General features: G+C 68.6%; 15 protein-coding genes and 6 pseudogenes. 12 read left to right on the forward strand and 9 right to left on the reverse strand.

Annotated features, from left to right (window positions below; all coding sequences use genetic code 11):
• Positions 1-788 (forward strand): annotated as a pseudogene (locus ACFZDC_RS39465) (GvpL/GvpF family gas vesicle protein).
• A gap of 301 nt (positions 789-1,089) precedes the next feature.
• Positions 1,090-1,407, forward strand: coding sequence for a WhiB family transcriptional regulator (locus ACFZDC_RS39470; RefSeq protein WP_391331587.1), 318 nt, complete (start codon positions 1,090-1,092; stop codon positions 1,405-1,407).
• A gap of 142 nt (positions 1,408-1,549) precedes the next feature.
• Here the strand turns inward: ACFZDC_RS39470 and ACFZDC_RS39475 are convergent, their stop codons facing one another.
• The 5 genes from ACFZDC_RS39475 to ACFZDC_RS39495 all read right to left on the reverse strand — a co-directional run bounded on the left by ACFZDC_RS39475 (position 1,550) and on the right by ACFZDC_RS39495 (position 4,915).
• Complete coding sequence (locus tag ACFZDC_RS39475) at positions 1,550-2,494, reverse strand: NAD-binding protein (RefSeq protein WP_391331588.1); 945 nt, start codon at positions 2,492-2,494, stop codon at positions 1,550-1,552.
• 126 nt (positions 2,495-2,620) lie between these two features.
• The gene (locus ACFZDC_RS39480; protein ID WP_391331590.1) at positions 2,621-3,262 is read right to left on the reverse strand and encodes a hypothetical protein; all 642 of its coding nucleotides are present in this window, start codon (positions 3,260-3,262) and stop codon (positions 2,621-2,623) included.
• A gap of 214 nt (positions 3,263-3,476) precedes the next feature.
• On the reverse strand, positions 3,477-3,722 hold the full coding sequence (locus ACFZDC_RS39485) for a hypothetical protein (RefSeq protein WP_391331591.1): 246 nt from the start codon (positions 3,720-3,722) through the stop codon (positions 3,477-3,479).
• Between the two features lie 86 nt (positions 3,723-3,808).
• Entirely contained in the window at positions 3,809-4,147 is a 339-nt protein-coding gene (locus tag ACFZDC_RS39490; protein ID WP_391331593.1) for a hypothetical protein, read from the reverse strand.
• Between the two features lie 615 nt (positions 4,148-4,762).
• Entirely contained in the window at positions 4,763-4,915 is a 153-nt protein-coding gene (locus ACFZDC_RS39495; RefSeq protein ID WP_391331595.1) for a hypothetical protein, read from the reverse strand.
• Between the two features lie 244 nt (positions 4,916-5,159).
• Between ACFZDC_RS39495 and ACFZDC_RS39500 the strand changes: the two are divergent.
• Positions 5,160-5,213: pseudogene (locus tag ACFZDC_RS39500) on the forward strand (J domain-containing protein); the annotation flags it as partial.
• 91 nt (positions 5,214-5,304) lie between these two features.
• Positions 5,305-5,451: a hypothetical protein gene (locus ACFZDC_RS39505; RefSeq protein ID WP_391331596.1), complete on the forward strand. Its 147-nt coding sequence runs from the start codon at positions 5,305-5,307 to the stop codon at positions 5,449-5,451.
• Between the two features lie 59 nt (positions 5,452-5,510).
• On the opposite strand, the gene ACFZDC_RS39510 is transcribed toward ACFZDC_RS39505, so the two are convergent.
• The 3 genes and pseudogenes from ACFZDC_RS39510 to ACFZDC_RS39520 all read right to left on the reverse strand — a co-directional run bounded on the left by ACFZDC_RS39510 (position 5,511) and on the right by ACFZDC_RS39520 (position 8,106).
• Positions 5,511-6,608 carry a DUF3533 domain-containing protein gene (locus ACFZDC_RS39510; protein WP_391331598.1) on the reverse strand — a complete coding sequence of 366 codons (1,098 nt, stop codon included), beginning with the start codon at positions 6,606-6,608 and terminating at the stop codon, positions 5,511-5,513.
• Positions 6,609-7,237: 629 nt separating this feature from the next.
• Positions 7,238-7,402, reverse strand: a pseudogene (locus ACFZDC_RS39515) (IS5/IS1182 family transposase); the annotation flags it as partial.
• Positions 7,403-7,983: 581 nt separating this feature from the next.
• Positions 7,984-8,106 carry a hypothetical protein gene (locus tag ACFZDC_RS39520; RefSeq protein WP_391331600.1) on the reverse strand — a complete coding sequence of 41 codons (123 nt, stop codon included), beginning with the start codon at positions 8,104-8,106 and terminating at the stop codon, positions 7,984-7,986.
• 853 nt (positions 8,107-8,959) lie between these two features.
• Between ACFZDC_RS39520 and ACFZDC_RS39525 the strand changes: the two are divergent.
• The 7 genes and pseudogenes from ACFZDC_RS39525 to ACFZDC_RS39555 all read left to right on the forward strand — a co-directional run.
• Positions 8,960-9,945: pseudogene (locus tag ACFZDC_RS39525) on the forward strand (IS701 family transposase); the annotation flags it as partial.
• A 264-nt stretch (positions 9,946-10,209) separates the two neighbouring features.
• A complete protein-coding gene (locus tag ACFZDC_RS39530) occupies positions 10,210-10,911 on the forward strand; it encodes a hypothetical protein (protein ID WP_391331602.1) in 702 nt (233 codons plus the stop codon).
• A gap of 52 nt (positions 10,912-10,963) precedes the next feature.
• The gene (locus ACFZDC_RS39535) at positions 10,964-11,329 is read left to right on the forward strand and encodes a phage holin family protein (protein WP_391331604.1); all 366 of its coding nucleotides are present in this window, start codon (positions 10,964-10,966) and stop codon (positions 11,327-11,329) included.
• Positions 11,305-11,973, forward strand: a complete 669-nt coding sequence (locus ACFZDC_RS39540; protein ID WP_391331606.1) for a DUF3618 domain-containing protein — start codon at positions 11,305-11,307, stop codon at positions 11,971-11,973. Before ACFZDC_RS39535 ends, ACFZDC_RS39540 begins: the two co-directional genes overlap by 25 nt.
• Before the next feature lie 185 nt (positions 11,974-12,158).
• A pseudogene (locus ACFZDC_RS39545) lies at positions 12,159-12,335 on the forward strand (GntR family transcriptional regulator); the annotation flags it as partial.
• A 314-nt stretch (positions 12,336-12,649) separates the two neighbouring features.
• Positions 12,650-12,796: a hypothetical protein gene (locus ACFZDC_RS39550; protein WP_391331608.1), complete on the forward strand. Its 147-nt coding sequence runs from the start codon at positions 12,650-12,652 to the stop codon at positions 12,794-12,796.
• Positions 12,797-12,818: 22 nt separating this feature from the next.
• On the forward strand, positions 12,819-13,310 hold the full coding sequence (locus tag ACFZDC_RS39555; RefSeq protein WP_391331610.1) for a hypothetical protein: 492 nt from the start codon (positions 12,819-12,821) through the stop codon (positions 13,308-13,310).
• 324 nt (positions 13,311-13,634) lie between these two features.
• Here ACFZDC_RS39555 and ACFZDC_RS39560 read toward each other — a convergent pair whose 3' ends face one another.
• Positions 13,635-16,475 (reverse strand): lectin, encoded by a 2,841-nt coding sequence (locus ACFZDC_RS39560; protein WP_391331612.1) that lies wholly within the window; start codon positions 16,473-16,475, stop codon positions 13,635-13,637.
• A 656-nt stretch (positions 16,476-17,131) separates the two neighbouring features.
• Here ACFZDC_RS39560 and ACFZDC_RS39565 point away from each other — a divergent pair.
• Positions 17,132-17,334 (forward strand): annotated as a pseudogene (locus ACFZDC_RS39565) (helix-turn-helix domain-containing protein); the annotation flags it as partial.

The raw sequence follows: 17,334 nt of genomic DNA on the forward strand, positions 1-17,334 counted from the left end.
ATGAGTACCTACGTCTACGGGATCATCCGCGCCTCACACTCCCCGCTCCCCCAGGACCTCGAGGCATCGGAGACCCCCCGCGGCCGGTACGGGTAATGCGCCAGGGTGAGCCGGCCGCGATCGTCAGTGACGCCCCCGAGGAGCTGCGGCCCAAGCGCCGTGATCTGCTCGCGCACCAGCGTGTGCTGGACGAAGCCGGAGCCAGTGGCGTGGTCCTGCCGATGCGGTTCGGCAGTGTTGCCGCGGACGACGACACGGTGACCGCGGTGCTCGACGAACATGCGGAACACTTCCTCGAGCGCCTGCAAACACTGGACGGCACGGCGGAGTACAACATCAAGGCCAACCACGACGAAGAGGCCGTACTCCGGCTGATCACGGCGGACAACGACGACATCCGGTCCCTGGCGGATGCGAACCGGGAGACCGGCGGCGGCACGCAGGAGCAGAAGATCCAGCTCGGGGAGATGATCGCCGCCGCCGTCCAGGCACGCGAGGCGACTGACGCCGAGCTGCTTCAGCAGGCACTGGAGTCGACGGCCGAGGCAGTCAGCACCGGGCCGCAGAGCACCGGCTGGCTGGCCAACCTCTCCTTCCTGGTGAACCGCGGTTCGACGGAGCAATTCCTGTCGGCAACCGACGAATTCCGCACGAAGCACCCGCACCTCGAACTGCGCGTCAACGGCCCGCTACCGCCCTACAGCTTCGTCGACACCTCCTCGTCCGAGCAGGCCGAAGGCGGCACCGCGGAAGCGTTCGGGAACGCGGCAGCCCAGCCGAACGGCTGACGTGGCTCCCGGCCCGAAGGCTGCGGATGCACAACGGTTGAGGCCGGCCCCGCCTCTGCCTGGCCCGGGTGCAGGCTCCCCGGGCGCTGATCGTTGTCTCAAGATCGGCGCGGGCCTGATGCGTTCGCTCCTGGGTGGGGCAGCGGTGCGTCTCACCGGCCGGGTGTCCGCAACGCGGCACTCGACTATCGCAAACCCTTCATAACCGGTTTAATATTCTCCAAACCTCTGCCGGAACTGCGGCGCTGTATGCGCCGCAGTCACAACGCCGTGCCCGCGGGCAGCCGGGAAGGGGTTCGTAATGACCTGCACATCAAGCGGAGATCCGGCAGGATCCGACTGGCGTGATCGCGCGGCCTGTGTCGGAGAAGACCCCGAGATCTTCTTCCCTCTCTCGGACCTCATAGCTCCTGATGCGGAGGCCTCCCTGGCCCGAGCCATATGCCGCCGCTGCCCCGTGATCATCGACTGTCGCACCTGGGCACTCGACCACGGTGAAGACGACGGCATCTGGGGCGCCACAACCGCCGTCCAACGCCGCGCCATCCGACGAGCAACCACAGAACCCCTCCTCGCGACCAGGCGCCTTCGCGACGAGACGGAGGAAGTGTCGAGTTAGCAGGCGCCCGCGCCCACGGGGCAAGGACGACGCACGCCGGTGCGCGACCGCACCGCGGGCGGTCCGGATCTTGTTGCTGAGCAGCATGCTCACGCCCCAAGGGCCGGGAAGTCTCCGTCCGCCGACTTCGCCTATTCGTCCTCTATTCGTCTTCGATGGGGCGCAGGGCGCCGGGGTCGCCGAACACGATCATGGTGTCACCGGCCTGCACGGCGGTATCGGGATCAGGGTTGGGCTCCAGGGCGCCGTCGGCGCGGCGGATCAGCAGGGGCAGCGCTCCACCACAAGCCTGTCGCAGAGGCCGCCCCAGAAGACGGGAGTCCGCATCGATGCGGATCTCCTCGATCAGGAAGTCGGAGCTGCCGGGCCGGGTGAACTCGAGAAAGTCCACCACGTGCGGGCGGACCGCCAGCAGGGCCATACGTCGGCCGCTGGTGGTGTAGGGAGAAACCACGCTGCTCGCGCCGGCGTGGGTGAGGCGTTCGGCCGACGCCGCCTCCGAGGCGCGGGAGACGATGGCGAGAGATGGATTGAGGGAGTGGGCGATCAAGGTGATGTAAACGTTTTCGGCGTCGGAGTCGACCGCGCAGACCAGGCCGCGGGCGTGATCGATGCCCGCGCGGCGCAGTACCTGTTCGGAGGCGGCGTTGCCGATCAGGTAGGGCGCATGATCACGCTGCAGCCTCTCTTCCAGTGCGGCCTTGTTCTCGATCACCACGAATGGGATGCCCTCGGCCTCGAATTCGCGGGCCACGGCCTGGCCGACCCGACCGTAAGCGCAGACGATGAAATGGTTGCGCAGCGCGTCGATGTGATGCTGCATGCGCCGCTTCCTTCCCGCAGGGCCGAATCGTCCCTCCACCAGTGCCGTCCCGATCAGCCCCAGGGCAGCGACGAAGACCGCGACACCCACCACCGCCAGCGCGGCAGTGAAGAGCTTGCCGCCCTCGGTGAGCCGGTCGGCGCCGGAGAACCCCTCCGTGGTCAGCGTCATCACCGTCATGTAGATGGCGTCCGGCAGGGAGAACCCGAGCAGCGCATACCCGCCGACGCCACACGCGAGCAGCGCCACAAGCGCGAACGCCACCAGGAGCACCCGCCGCCCTATACCGCGTGGCGGCCACACAGCACCTCCTGCCCCTTACCTTTCCCTCTCAGTGTCCTCCCCGGGCATCTCGGAGCAACACGGCGCCCGAGGGAGGGTGAGTGGCTGTCAGTGCAGGACGCTGACGGCCCGCGCGATCACGAGGAGCGAGGTCAAGAGGGCGGAGACGCTCTGAATGCTCATCATGATTTTGGCGCGGGTCGACAGCGGCATGGTGTCGGTCGGGCTGAAGGCCGTGGAGTTGGTGGTGGACACGTACAGGTAGTCCATCAGCGCGGGGACCCAGTCCGAGGTGGCACTGGCACCGTCGGCGACTTCCTGGACGGCGTCGTCGTTCTCGTCCTGGGAGAAACGGAAGTCCGCCAGGGGCAGCGCGGAGCGGGGCGCCTGGGTGCGGCTGACCGGACCGCCCCGGTCCAGCTCCCAGTAGGCCAGACCGAAAACGATGATGTTGGTGAGCCAGACCTGCAGCGCGGCCACCAGCAGTGACCGGCCGTCCTTCACCCCGGCGTACACCAGTTCATGAACCAGGATGGCCAGCGCCACGAGATTGCTGACCGCGATGACCCCTACGAGCGTCAGCGACAGCACGCGGAAAGTCTTCGTCTGCCGGGTCAGTCGTTTCGGGTTGATCGCGATGAGCGGAATGAGCAGCAGGCACTCCAGGGCGGGCAGCACGTAACGAGGAGCGATCAGCAGCCGTTGCGGCAACACCAGGTACAGAGCGATCGCGGCAAGCGTCGCGACCACCGCCGGCAGCCGCGCCTCCCCCCTGCGCTCATGCCGAGGATGCCTGGTACTCGCCTCTGCACGCGTACGCGCCATACCGCCTGTCCTTCCGGTCGGTGCCACGGACAGTGCCACGGCGCCTCGCACCCCTCCCCGGTACCGGCCGCCGCGCACCTCCAGCATGTACCCCGAAGCCCGTTGCCGGTGCCTGCGCCTTTGCGGTCCGGGTGGGCCGTCATGCGGCCCGCGTTGCTCCCCGGGTGCGGGCCAGTTGCCGTAGCTCGGTGCGCGCCGTCGGCACCGTGCGGGCGGTGTTCCAGTACGGGTGCCGCCACAGGCGTACGGACAGCCGTAGCAGACGACGGCGCAGGGCGATGGTGTCACGGCGGTGGGGCACGGCGAGTGCGGCGTAGGTGGCGTTCCAGGCGGCTTGCGTCTGCACCAGGTCGTCGGGGGAAGGCGGTGGCGTCCACGGCTGCATTAGATCGCTTGTTCGAATTCACTGTCACCTTGAGCGCGGCGCCTGGCGGCCTGCGACCCGGATCCACGCCCCGTGCAGCCGTCCCGCTAATAACGCATTCTTCGTATGTCGAAGATGGTTTGTCCGCGCATGATCCGGAAGGCGTGTCCGCATGCCGGCAGGGTGAGCAGGGCGGCCACGTGCAACTCGGTGCGCGGCTGCTGTCTGCGTGCGAAGAGGCCGGCGTACTCCCAGCCGTCGACCGGTTCGAGGCAGTGGGGGCACCAGGCGACAGTGATCGGTCCGTCCGGCGGGGCGACGCCCTGGATGGGACCCGGCAGGTCGAGGGCGTCGTCCCAGCGCTGGACGACGTCGGGGCCGGTGCTCAGCTCCCAGCCGAGCGGGAGGAGCTCGCCGAGGCTGCCGACGCGTGCGAGGAGGGTCATCGTTCGCTTCCCGTACGGTTTGGGTTACAGAACAAAGCGTGATTCGGACGCTCGGGTACCCGCCGGGTACGGGTGCATGGGGCCTAAGCACCCGTCGGGTCCCTCACCCCGCCAGCCGGTCTCGGGCCGTGCGCACCCGCCTGTGTCCGGCGCCGCTACTCGGCAGCCCAGCTCCGTTGCCAGCGGTCCTGGGTCAGGAGATCGGCAACGCTCTCACCCGAACCCGGACCGCGACGCACGCGGGCACGACACGCCCGACTGAACGCGTCCACCCAAGACAGCTGGGGTGCAGGGGCGGCTGGCTGCCGGATCAGCAGCCCGCCGGCCCCCCACCAGCCCAGTCATAACCGCCCGGCAGCAGAACCCTCGTTCCAAGGCAGCCCAGGGCTGCGATGAAGAGATCGGACAGGACTGCCCCAGCTGTGAACGCCCCTCCGCGCCGGGCAGGAATAGGAGGGGCGGACCGGGCCGGAGGCGGCAGCAAGGCAGTGCTCACTGCGTCCCGCTGCACAGGCCTTCAGGAGCCAAAGCGGCTGGGCCCCGCGCCTGGCCGCACGGCAACGGGCCGTCCGGGTCCGGCGGTAGTCGGCCTCTCACATGCCGTTGAGGCACGAATCAGGACCAGGCCGGGCGCTCCGGTTCCCCTCCGTCGGCGTTGAACACCTTGGTGAAGACGGCCCCGCATCGGCAGCGGGAGTGCTCAATCAGTTTCCCGTCTTCCGACACGCTCAGCCCCTGGTTGAGCCGCACGTGCACATGATCGCCCATGAGAAGCTGCTTTCCTTGACATGCCTGAATCCGGCCATGGTGGACGCCGGTCGCGTTGGCCGGCAATGCCGCAGCTCACACCGGCATGTAGCAGGACTGAGGCAGGTCGAGTCCGAACCGCAGCTCGCAGGGCGAGGAGGCGGTCGGCGACGCAGGCGCGGGAACAGACGGCGGACTTGTACGCGGTGCTGGGGCGGAACCGTCGGCGACGGCCGAGCTGATCACCTCCGCCTTCCGCGCCCGGGTGCGGGAACTGCGCCCGGACACCCGCGTCGACGCGGCCACCGCTGAACGCTTCCGCGAACCGCGGGCGGCCTACGCGACCCTGCGCCATCCGGACCCGCGCGCGGCGTACGACCAGACCTACGAACCGGCGCACGACGGCCGGGATGCGACACCCCGCCGGTCCGGCCGTGCCGCAGTGGATGTGCGCACACGTCCTCGGGATCGAACCCGCAGCCGAGGACGAGAAGCCCAAGCCACGCCGCACACAGGCCGACAAATGGGCCACCAACTACGCCACCGCCCGGCAGTAGGGTCGGGGCCTCACGGCGCGCACCGCTTCTGGCCGCGAGATGCCGGCCGGCGCGGCCCGTCACCCTGCAGGCACGGCGTCCGGTCCCCCGGTGTCCGACCCCACTGCGGTGATGGCCGCCGCCTCGCGTCGTTCCCGCCGCCAGGCTGCGACCAGCGCGACCGCAATACCGCCCACCGTGTAGGCGGCGAGCACCCACCAGGCGGCCGCTGTGGCGTGCGCGCCGAAGTACACGGTGTTGCGGACCAGCGTGGTGCCCGCGCCCGGGGGCAGTACCTGTCCGATCGCGCTCCAGAACCTCGGCAGCAGCACCGACGGGTACACCCCGCCCGAGCTCGGGTTGCCCAGCACCACGAACAGCAGGATGGTCAGCCCGGTGCCGAGCATGCCCAGCAGCGTCTGCAGCGCGAGCGAGGTCGCCGCCGACGCGAACACCACCAGCGTGCCGATCCCTGTCAACGCCCAGAAGTGACCGCTCAGCGCGTCGAACACCGGGCCCACGATCACCGCCCCGGCGACCCCCGACACGATCGCGTACAAACCCAGCACCGCCAGCCTGATCACGATCCGGTGCCGGTTGGCCGGCCGCGAACCGGCGGACATATTAATGATCGTCGCCGTCAGGTAGCCGCCGACCACCCAGCCGAGCACCAGGTAAAAGGAAGTCATGCCGCGCCCGTCGCCCTTGTTCGGGGCCTTGATGTCGGTGACCGTGACCTGCCGCTTCTGTGCGGCTTCGATCTTCTGGGCGAGTTGCGAGGCGGTCTGCGACACCGAGGGGCCACCCGCCGAGGCGACCAGCAGTGTGTCCTCCGTGCTGGTCGCGTTGAACAGGAAGGCAGCGTCTGCGTTCCGGTCCAAGATCCGCTGTCGGGCGGCGGACTCGCTGGCGGCGGCGGTCGCCTTCACCGGGTCGCCACCGAGCCCGTTGAGCTTGGCCACGATCCGCGCCGAGGCCTGCTCGGGAGCCACCACCGCCACTGGAATCCGGTGCGGGGTGGGAGAGTGAAATGCGCCCAGATAGGAGATGGTGAAGGCGAGTTGTATCAGCAGGCCGCCCAATACGAGCCCGAAGGCGCGGAAACTGATGGCGTCCCGCAGTTCGGCCAGGAACCCGCCGGCCGGGAGGCCCGAAGTGGAGGGAGAATCGGCGTTCATGCCACGCATGGTCTCAGCCGGGGAGCGCCGCTGTTCGCGCGGGCCCGCCTACCGCTGGTAGCCCGGGCGCTCGTACGCGATGGTCTGCTTCGTCCGGGGTACGGCTCTGTTCGCGGCCCATACGTCCTGTGCGACGGCTCGATTGCGGAACTGTGCAGTTCTGTACAGATTCACCGCAGAAGGCGGCGGGTGTCGCTCCCCTCGTAGCGCGAACACCGTGACTGCAGGGGACGTTGGTGGGCGCCGTCCGGCAGGTGGATGTCGTCGGTCTCGCCGAGCGAGCGGCACTCGCCCTTGCGGCCGGTATGCCGACGCGGCCGGTAGCACAGGCGGGCGGACAGGCCCGGCCGGTAGCACAGCAGCCCCAGCCACCGAGAGCCATCCCCGGCTGCGGCCGGACACCTTCAAGGCATACGCCGGCGCGGCACCCGTGACACGCGCTTCAGGCCGAAGCCATGTCGTCGTGGCTCGGACCGTCAATAACCAACGACTTGCCGGCGCCGGCTACATGTGGGCCTTTGCCACACTCCGCACTGACGCTCCACGCAGCCATTACGACAGGCGACGAGCTGGCGGAGAACGTCACACCGCCGCACTGCGGAACCTGTTGAACACTGACTTGACCTCTCAACGGCATGAGATGTCTTCGACTGCTCGGCGACCGTGTGTTCGCGGGTGGGGACCAGGGTGCCGTCCACGATCAGCACGGTGTCGTTGCGAAATCGCTTGCGCTGTTGAAGGGCCAACTCGGGTCCGAGGTGCTCGACGATGCGGTCAGAGGCCGACTTGGCCACAGCGTCGATCCTGTCGGGGCCTCCTGCCGCAGCTTCGACGCCTGAGTGAGTGGAGCGCTCGTACGCCTGGGCAACGTGCACAAACGGCGTGTGCACCACGGTGGGAGGCTGGTGCGGTCCGTACGCCATGGCCCGTTTCACTCATCGTTGCGAGACACGAGATGTCGCGCAACAAGACGGGCGATACGATGAAAAAGGCACAGCACCTCGGGAGAAATCGCCCTGAAGACGGACTGGATGGCACGGCCCATGTGAGGTGGCGTGCGAGCCTGGCGTGACGGAGCGAGGCTTTTCTCCTCGGCTGTCTTGCACGAGCGCTGCTTATGGGTTACGAGGTCGTCACGTCTGACTGATAACACTGGCAGCCCTCCGGGAGGTTGAACGATGAACCGCACGCGTCGTCTCGCAGCACTCACGGTCCTGGTCGCGCCCGCACTCGCGGTAGGTGCTGCGGTTGCCGCACATGCGTCAGCCACCACCGTGCCTGGGGCCGTAGCTAGCGCGGCGTGTCATGTCGAAACCGAGTCGAACGGCAAGTACCACCTCTGGGGCGAGGGATTCGCCGGCGGCACGAAGGTGACCTACTCGGGATCCAACTCGGGCACCGTCTCCACGGACCGATCGGGCAGGTTCGACCTCGGCGGCCTTGGCGGGAACAGGTTCTCCGTCAGGTACGACGACGGGAAGACGCTTACCTGCACCATGGTCAGGCACTAAGGGGTCCGCGCTCCCCGCTCCCCGGTCGGTCCCAGGTCAGCGAATCCACGAACGTGTGTCCGCGCCGCATGTAGTGACAGCGTCGGGCACGCGCTTGGTGGCGGCGCCTCCAGCGGGACCAGCTCACCGCGTGGTCGCCGCGTGCAGGATGGCGGCGGGGCTCAACTGCCAGCAGACGGCGGATTTCAGCGGGTATGAGGTCCACCAGTTCGGGCGCGTCCGCCTCGGCACCCCTTTTTCGTACTGGTCCAGGCCGCACTCGTTCTTCGCGCTCTGGAAGCACTCCTCGATTTTCCATCGGCAGCCTGCGACGCGGACCAGGTCGGCAACGGTGGCATCCAGGTGGCGCAGGCGAGGTAGTAGGAGATCTCGTCCGGCTTGTGGATGCTGCGGCGGGCCAGCATCCACCGCTGCCGCGTGGGCTCGTGGCCGTCGAACTCGGACACGGCGGGCAGTCGGGCGGCGGCCCAGTCGTAGTAGCGCTCCCCCTTCACCCTGTCCGGCGAATAGGCGGGCCGTGGACCTGCTGGGACTTGGGCACGGCGACGACGTAGAAGAGACCGCGGTCTTCAGGGAAGCGGCGGAAATGGGAGTCCTGACTATAGGCGGATCGGCGGTGACCCAGGTGACGGTGTCCGGTCGGCGGAGCTCGACCGGCCCGTCGAGCGGGGGCGGTAGAGCCTAGGGCCAATGCCAGTGACTTTGCGGCCTTCCAGAGGCAGTCAGCGGCGACATCACCGCAGTTCAAAGGATCGCGCGCGTCGTTAAGTAAGTGGCATTGAGCCTAGTAGTGCTTCGTTACGTGGAGTGATCTCGCCTGGTGGTGGGCACCTCTCCGGTATGAGGTTGGGGGAGGTGGAACGGCTCCGGGGTGAGTTATCGGAGTTCGTTGCCGATGTGTTCGGGTCGGTGCCGCGGCGGGATCAGCGGCGGTGGGGCGAGTGTTATCTGCGGGGCCTGATGCTGAACGGCCGGCGCAAGTCGATCCAGCCGATGGCCGAGCGGATGCCGGACGGCAACATGCAGGCCCTCCAGCAGTTCGTGAACCAGTCGCCGTCGGATCCGCTGCCCGTCAGACAGCGGATCGCCGAGCGGCTGTCCGAAGTTGTCATGCCCGAGGTGTGGGTGATCGATGACGTGTCGTTCCCCAAGTGCGGCAAGACGTCGGTCGGGGTGGCCCGCCAGTACTGCGGAGCGGTCGGCAAACGCGCGAACTGCCAGGTCGCGGTCAGCGTCCATGCCGCCACCGACACCGCCTCGTGCCCGCTGGAGTGGCAGTTGTATCTGCCGCGTGAGTGGACGGACGAGCCGGACCGATGCCGCAGGGCAGGTGTCCCCGACGACGTGGTGCACCGGGAAAAGTGGCGTCTCGCGCTCGGCCTGCTGGACACACTCGCCGAGTGGCAGCTGAAGGCGCCGGTCGTGATCGCCGACGCCGGCTACGGCGTCAGCACCTCCTTCCGGCTCGGTCTCGAGGAGCGAGGACTGTCCTATGTCCTGGCCCTGAACGGGAAGGAAGTCGCCCACCCGGAGGATGCCGAGCCGCACCAGCCTGCTTATGGCGGACTGGGCCCGCCCACCCTTCCCCGCTACCGCACCCCACCGCGAGCCGTCTGCGTCCTCGCAGCGCAGGCGGGTGCGGAGCGGTTCACCGAGGTGACCTGGAGGCAGGGCAGCAAAGGCGCGATGACCTCGCGGTTCGCGGTGCTGACAGTGCGGCCCGCGGCAAGCAGTCCCTGGCCGCAGCTCAGGAGGCGGGCGGCGGCCGCAACCGGTGGGACGGCGTCCTGCCCGTCCAGACACTCCTCGTCGAAGTTCCAGGCGGCTTGCGTCTGCACCAGGTCGACGGGGAAGTCGTTGACGTCCATGCCCGCATTAGAGAGATCTCTCTCTTGTTCGAATTCACTGTCATCTCGAACGCGCCGCCTGGTGGCCTGCGGCCCGGCTCCGCGTCACCTTCAGCCGCCCGGTGAATGCCCACTGAATAGCACATTCTTCGCAAAAGGTGTGACTTACCCCTAATCGGCCACTCGAGCAAGGCAGGGTCCCATGAGATCCGTGGGGCCGCCGTGCCGAGGAGAGGGCTACTGATGAGTGAGTCCATACAAGACGGGGGCGGAAGGCTGCAGCAGGCCGGGGAGACGGCCATGGCCGAGGCGTCCGCCACGGCGGGTCAGACCAAACAGGCCGCCGGGCAGGTGGCGGCTACGGCCGCGCAACAGGCGAAGGAGGTCGCGGGAGAGGTGCGGCAGCAGGCCGGCTCAGTCGTCCAGGATCTGCGCGGCCGTGCCATGGACGAGGCCGAGGGACAGACCCGGCGGGCCGCGGGCGTACTGCGGCAGTGGGCGCAGGACCTGTCCGAGCTCGCGGAGAACGCTCCGGGAGACTCGCCCGCCCGCAGCGTCGCGGCTCAGGTGGCCGATCGCGGACACCGGGCGGCCGACTACGTGGACAAGCAAGGTGTCGAAGGCATCGTCGGCGACCTTCAGAGCTTCGCCCGTCGGCGCCCCGGACTGTTCCTGGGCGGGGCGTTGCTGGCCGGGCTGGCCGTGGGGCGCTTGGGGAAGGTGGCGGGCAAGGCCGCGCAGCCCGGTCACGGCGGGCAGTCCGCGGGAGCGGTGCATCCGCAAAACTCGCTGGAGCCCGAAATGCCGACACCGCCGCCGGGTGCCGGTCAGTGGACACCACCGCAGCCCGTGTCACCACCGGCCGCGCCGTACGTACCGCCGCCCTTGCCACCCATAAGCCAGGCACCCGGCGGCATGCCGGCGCCTCCGCATCCGGGGGTGTGAGGTGTCCTCGATCCGACCGAACCGGAGCGGCCCCCACGGGCAGGACGCATCAGTGGGTGAGCTGTTGTCGCTTGTGACCTCGGACGTCCAGATTCTCTTCCGTCAGGAGGTCGAGCTGGCCAAGACCGAGGTCAGGCAGGAAGCGACCAAGGCGGGCAAGGCAGCCGGCATGTACGGCGGCGCCGGCTTCGCCGGCTACATGGTCCTGCTGTTCCTGTCCCTGGCCGTCGTCTTCGGCCTGGCCAACGTCATGGACGGCGGCTGGGCCGCTCTGATCGTCGCGGCCGTGTGGGCCGTGGTGGCGGCCGTGCTGTATGCGCGGGGCCGCGCCCGTATGCGCACCGTCTCCCCCAAGCCTGAGCAGACCGTCGAAACGATGAAGGAGAACACGCGATGGGCACATCACCCGACCAGTTGAGGGCGGACATCGACGCCACCCGCGACCGGCTGTCCACCGATGTCAGCCGGCTCGCCGACCGGGCCAGCCCCCGGCAGATGGTGCGCCGTCGCACCGACCGGGTGCGAGGCAGGGTCACCGGCCTGCGGGAGCGGGTCATGGGCTCCACATCCCACACCGCGCACAGCGTCGCCGACAGCGCACGGTCAGCCGCTGGTTCCCTGCAGGAAGGCGCCGGACAGGCCACCGACACCGCCCGCGACACGGCCCAGCAGGCCGGTGAGGCAGTCAGGCAGGCACCCGAACAGGCCATGCGGCAAACCCAGGGGCATCCGCTCGCCGCCGGCCTGATCGCGTTCGGCACCGGCGTGCTGGCCTCCTCCTTCCTGCCCACGTCCAAGAGCGAGCAGGAGGCCGCCTCCGGCCTGATCGCACAGAGCCAAGAAGCCCTTGAGCCGGTGAAGCAAGCCGCCCTCGAGTCGGTGCAGAACGTGAAGGAAGGCGTCCAGTCGGCAGCACAGAGTGCGGCGGACGAAGTGAAGGGCACCGCCGGCGAGGCGGTCCGCGCCACCCAGGAGGAAGCCCGGGATCAAGCCGGCACCGTAACTGACCAGGCCCGCGACTCCGCATCGCACATCACCGACCAGGGCAGCCAGCAACGGTGAGGACTCCCACCCGCCGAGCGTGGCTGCGGCTTCCCTTCAGCGCTTCTCACCGGTAGTACCGGCAGCCGGCGACTGTGTGGCCGGCCGACGAAAAGCGGGACGACGCCCCCCCCGATGGCCTCCTCGAGCGTGGTATCCGCCTCCGGCATCACGCACCCGCCGGCTGCAGGGGTGCGGGCGGGCCCAGCGGCCGGCTGGCCGAGGGCGAACGGTTGCAGACGGTGCGGCAACTGGCCGCGGACCTCGGCCTCGCGGCGGGCACCGTGGCCCGTGCCTACCGCGAACTGGAGGCGGCCTCCCTGATCCGCACCCGGCGCGGCGCGGGGACGCGGGTGGCTCCGCCCCCACCAGGCACCCACCGCCGGTCGCCTGGGCGGCGGCCCTGGGCTTCGCAGAGGACACCGTCCCCCGTGAAGAAGTGACTCGTACTCACCACTTGTATCAAGTGGTGAGTACAAGACGTGTGACCGGCCGTCTTGTGTCAATCTCTTGCTACCAGATGCGATCAGTGGCGCGCACATGGAGTACGGCTCGATCGTCGACATCGAGCGCAGCCCGTACGAGTGGTGGCGCAAGTCGAAGTCGGACATGACCTACTCCTGGTCCGCAGCGTGCCCGGTGACATGAGGCTGCTGGAATACGCGGCGACGGGGACTCCAACCTCGACCACGCGGGTGTGGTCTACAGTGCCGGCTCAACGACGGGCTCCGCCAAGGTCTACCAGCACTCCAGCAAACACAGGAACACCACGCTCTCCGCGATCATCAAGCGCCGCAAGGGCGTCACGGTCTACATCGCCCACATCACCCCGCATTGGTACTGACGTGAAAATAAAGCGCAGCTACGTGCTGTGGGCCGCCTTGGCCCTTGTCGTCCTGCTGGCCGCAGGCGCAGCCGCCTGGGGTGCGCCGCGCGCCCAGTGGGACTACCGCCAGGCAAGCCGGGCAGGGTTGCCTGCGGTAACCTTCACCGGCGACAAGACAGCCCCCGACACGCTCAAGCTCTATCTGCAGCTTTTCGTCGAGCGCGTGCGTGACGGCGACACGAACGGCCTGGAGGACCTGTCCTGGCACAACCATTGGTTCGCTCGCCGCGACGAGGCAGCCGGCGCCCGCCGACTCATCCGCACCTACAGGAAGGGCGCGGCAGGCCCGGTCTCCGTCGACATGACCGCCGAGGACCCATACGACGTCCGTGGCGGCACCATCCACTTCCGCCGCACCGGACAGCAGCAGACCTTCATCGTCTTCAAGCGAAACGGCCTGTGGCTGTCCGCCATCGCCACGGACTGGAACAGGACGCCGAACGCGTCCGGCAGGCAGCCGCTGAAGGGCTGACGTGAACGATCACTGCTGTGAGGGTGGGACCCCGGTCCTAGCCCTCCCAGCAGTGCACGTACGGCACGGCCCAGGGTCGCGGCGAGGTCGAAAAAGGCGAGGTCCTGACGGTGGAGCGAACGGGACGTCGCAGCCACCAGGAGCGGGTCCACTCGGCCGGGGGCCATCAGCGCCTGGGCACAGCCACCGCCGTCATCGAACGGCACGGCCGGCGGCCGGCCTTCTTCGAGCCCGCGTGGGGTGCTCGCGGTCCCGTCGGTGAACGGGGCCGCGAGCTCTCGGGAGGGGTGTCGACGGGGCGGTCCCGGGGAGTGGAGGGACGCGTCAGGCAGGGGGCAGCGTCCACTTCTGGGCGGCGGTCCCGTTGCAAGCGTAGACCTGCAGTCGGGTGCCTTCCGCGGTGGACGAGTCGGGATCGTCCAGGCACAGACCGGAGTGGGGGTTCGTCAGGGAGCCGTCCGAGCCGGCCGTCCACGTCTGGGCGCCGGTGCCGTTGCAGGTGTACAGCTGGACGAGCGTGCCGTTGGTCGCCCCGCTGTTCGCCACGTCGAGGCACTTGCCCAGGGTGCGCAGGGTGCCGTCGGCCGCGATCGACCAGTCCTGGGCGTAGGTGCCGTTGCAGGTCCACAAGCGGATCGCGGTGTGGTCGTCGGTGCCAGAGTTGGCGTCGTCCATGCACAGGGCGGCGTTCACCCCGGACTTGACCGGACCCACCCGTGGCTTCGGCGGGGCGCCTGTGTCACCCGGGTAGGAGGGCGGGGCGGCCGAGGCGGTCGTGGCCCAGTCGGTGTTCGGGCTGGTGCCGAGCTGGTAGGTGAGCGTTCCTCCGGAGGTGATCGCGTTCTTGGGTGCGTAGGAGTTGTTCCACGCGGACCCGTTGAAGGTCGCGGACTGCACGTAGGGTGCGTTGTCCGCTGCGCCGTCGCCGTTGATGGTCAGGGTCCTGCCGGAGGGCAGAGTGATCACGGCCTGGGTGAACAGCGGTGAGCCGAGGGCGAGGTCGGACGTGCCCGGCGTCATGGGGTACATGCCGAGCGCGGACCAGACGTACCAGGCGCTCATCGCGCCCAGGTCGTCGTTGCCGTCGGCGAGGCCTGCGGGAGTGTCGGACCATATCCGGTCCTGGATGGAGCGCACCGTCGCCTGGGTCTTGTAGGGGCGGCCGATGTAGTCGTACTCCCAGGGCAGTTCGATGCTCGGCTCGTTACCGACCCAGGCATAGCCGTTGGCGCCGGTGTAGCTACGCAGCACCGTGTCCAGGTAGTCGCTCATCGCCTTGTCGCCGCCCTTGGCGGTGGCGAGTCCGGCCATGTCGAACGGCACCATGCCGGAGTAGATCCACGAATCGGCCTCGACCATGTCCGTGCCGCTGGTGGGGTCGAATCCACCGGTCCAGGAGCCGCCCGCGTTACGAGGCTGAACGAAGCCCGAGGCGGGGTTGAGCGTGTTGCGCCAGTCCTGGGCGCGGTGGGCGTACGTCTGCTGGCTGCCGGTGTCGCCCAGGGCGCCGGCGAAGGCGGAGAGGGCGAAGTCGGCGGTGTCGTACTCCAGGGTCGTGGCCACGGGGCCGTAGAAGTTGCAGCAGCCGTAACTGCCGTCGTGGGGTTCGTAACCCGGATTGTCCAGGTAGTTCAGTCCCGGCCGGTCGTTGTTCGCGGTGCTCGCCTGCTTCAGCAGTCCCGCCAGCGCCTTGGAGGTGTCGAAGTTCCGGGCGCCGAAGGCGTGGTAGTCGGCGATGATCGCCGTCGCGGGGTCACCGACCATGACGTAGGACTCACCGTTGTTCTCGGACCACTTGGGGAAGATCCCGGTCTGCGTGTAGGCGTCGGTCATCGACTGGGCGGTGTCGGAGGCGACCTGGGGACTGACCAGCGCCTCCAGTTGGGCCTGGGAGCGGTAGATGTCCCAGCCGGAGTAGTTGGCGTAGGCGGCGCTGTGTCCTGCGTCGACGGTGTGGGTCTTACCGTCGAAGCCGTAGTACTGACCGTTGGTGTCGCTGATGACGTTCGGGTGCAGCAGGGAGTGGTAGAGCGCGGTGTAGAAGATCTTCTGCTGGTCCGCCGTGCCACCGGCGATGCGCACCTTGCCGAGTGCACTGTCCCAGGCCGTGTGGGCTGCGGTGCGGACGTCGTCGAAGTTCCATCCGGTGTTCTCGGCCGTCCGGTTGGCTACGGCATTCGCCACCGACACGTAGGAGATGCCGACCTTGGCCTGGACGACCGGATTCGTGGCCGTGTCGAAGGTGACGTGCGCATTCGAAGCGGCGGCCTTCGACGCCGTGCCCGAGCCGTGCGAGGCGGTGGCGCCTGGGGAGGCGGCCTTGGGCATCGAGCCGTGCAGGCGCGGCTTGTTCGGCTGCTCGGGGGCGTTCTTGTCGGCCCGGGAGACCGAGGGCCGGGGCGTCTTCGCAGCGGGGGCGAGCGCACTGCCGCTGGAGGCGAAGGGCCGGTCGAAGACCATGTCGAAGTAGACGGTGTAGGAGTTCCCCGCACCGCAGAACCGCCCGCTGGTGACCTGGCCGCTGACCTCGGTGCCCGAGACGGCGTTGAACCGTGCGGCGGAGCCGCCGTTCTGGCTGCCGGTCAGCTTGAAGATCAGGTTGGCCTGGGAGGTGGACGGGAAGGTGAAGCGCGCCATGCCGCTGCGGGTGGTCGTGGCGAGTTCGGTGGTCACCTTGTTGTTCAGGGCGACTTTGTACGAACCGGCCGACGCGGATTCGTTGGTGTGGGAGAAGGAGTCCGAGGCCGAGTTGTCGACGGCGCCCACCGTGGGCAGCACGGGTATGTCACCCGCGGCTCCGCAGCCGGGTCCCGCGATGTGGGTGAGGCTGAATCCCGTGATCGAGGAGTCCTTGTACTCGTACCCGCCGCCCGGAGGCCGCGAGGTGGTGTCCGGGCTCCACTGCAGCATGCCGAACGGGACGTCCGCACCGGGGAAGTCGTTCGCGTCGTTCGACGTTCCGATGACGGGGTCCACCAAGTCCGCCGGGGACGAGATGAGTGGGGCCGCTCTCGCGGGCAGTGCCCAGGCGGCGGGAGCAGGTAACGCGTACGCGCCCAGCAGCACCGTTCCAGCGACGGCGCCCAGGGCCGTGGGGATGCGGTGACCGCGGGAGGGCCGTCTGCGGATACCGGGCCGGCGACCGCCGGCCGGAGTCGACAACATCGTGATCTGCCTCCTGAAGGGATGGTTCGGGATTGGGTCGAGCCGAGCCTGGCCGACGGGATGAAGCACCGAACTGGAGGGATGGAGAAGGAGCCGGAGAGGCGACGGTGGGCGGGCCGGATCGCTCACGAGCGGGGCGCGGTCGGCTCCCTAGTGGCAGCTGCCGCGGATTCCGCGTGAACAAGGCACTCCGCACGCAAGGGCGACCACGTTGTCTTGGGGACCGATACAAAGGCTCATTTCGACATCACCGCCATGACAACGTTGTCTAATCACATCGAACGTCACGCGTGTCAATCGGGCGGGTCGCACCGCAGGAAGCATGGAATCCGTCTCGCCCCTCCGGTCGCCGAGTGTCGGACCGGCAACTCGGAGCACCTGTCGCAACGTAGCTACTGAGCGTGATCATGTCAATAAGTGGGGGCCCAGGGTTTCTCTTCCTGTGCGCGAGGCGGACGGATGTTCATCCGCCGGGCCGTGAACGGCGGTTGGGCCGTCCCGGCCCCGATTCCCGAAGGCAGTGGCGTCTAAGCGGGCGTCGCGCGCCCCGACCCGGACGACCTAGTAGACTGTCGCGACTAAGTGTCGTTCTGGTTGGTGGAGTTGGGGTCGGGCAAGCTCCCCTTGTCGCTTCCGTTCGGCCGGGCAGGGGTGCCGTGTCCTCACAGAAGAAGTATCCGGTTGCGTTGAGTGCCGAAGATCGTCTGGCGTTGGTGCGCGTGACGACGACGGGGGTCCGCAGCGCGTCGATGATCAGGCGGGCACGGGTGCTGCTCGCGTTGGACACCTCGGCCGGCGAGGTCGCTCCGCGGGCGGTGATTGCGGACCGGGTCGGGGTCTCGTGCGATTCGGTCCGCCT

This window comes from Streptomyces sp. NPDC007905 (genome assembly GCF_042959345.1).
In the GTDB taxonomy this organism is placed as follows: Bacteria; Actinomycetota; Actinomycetes; order Streptomycetales; family Streptomycetaceae; genus Streptomyces.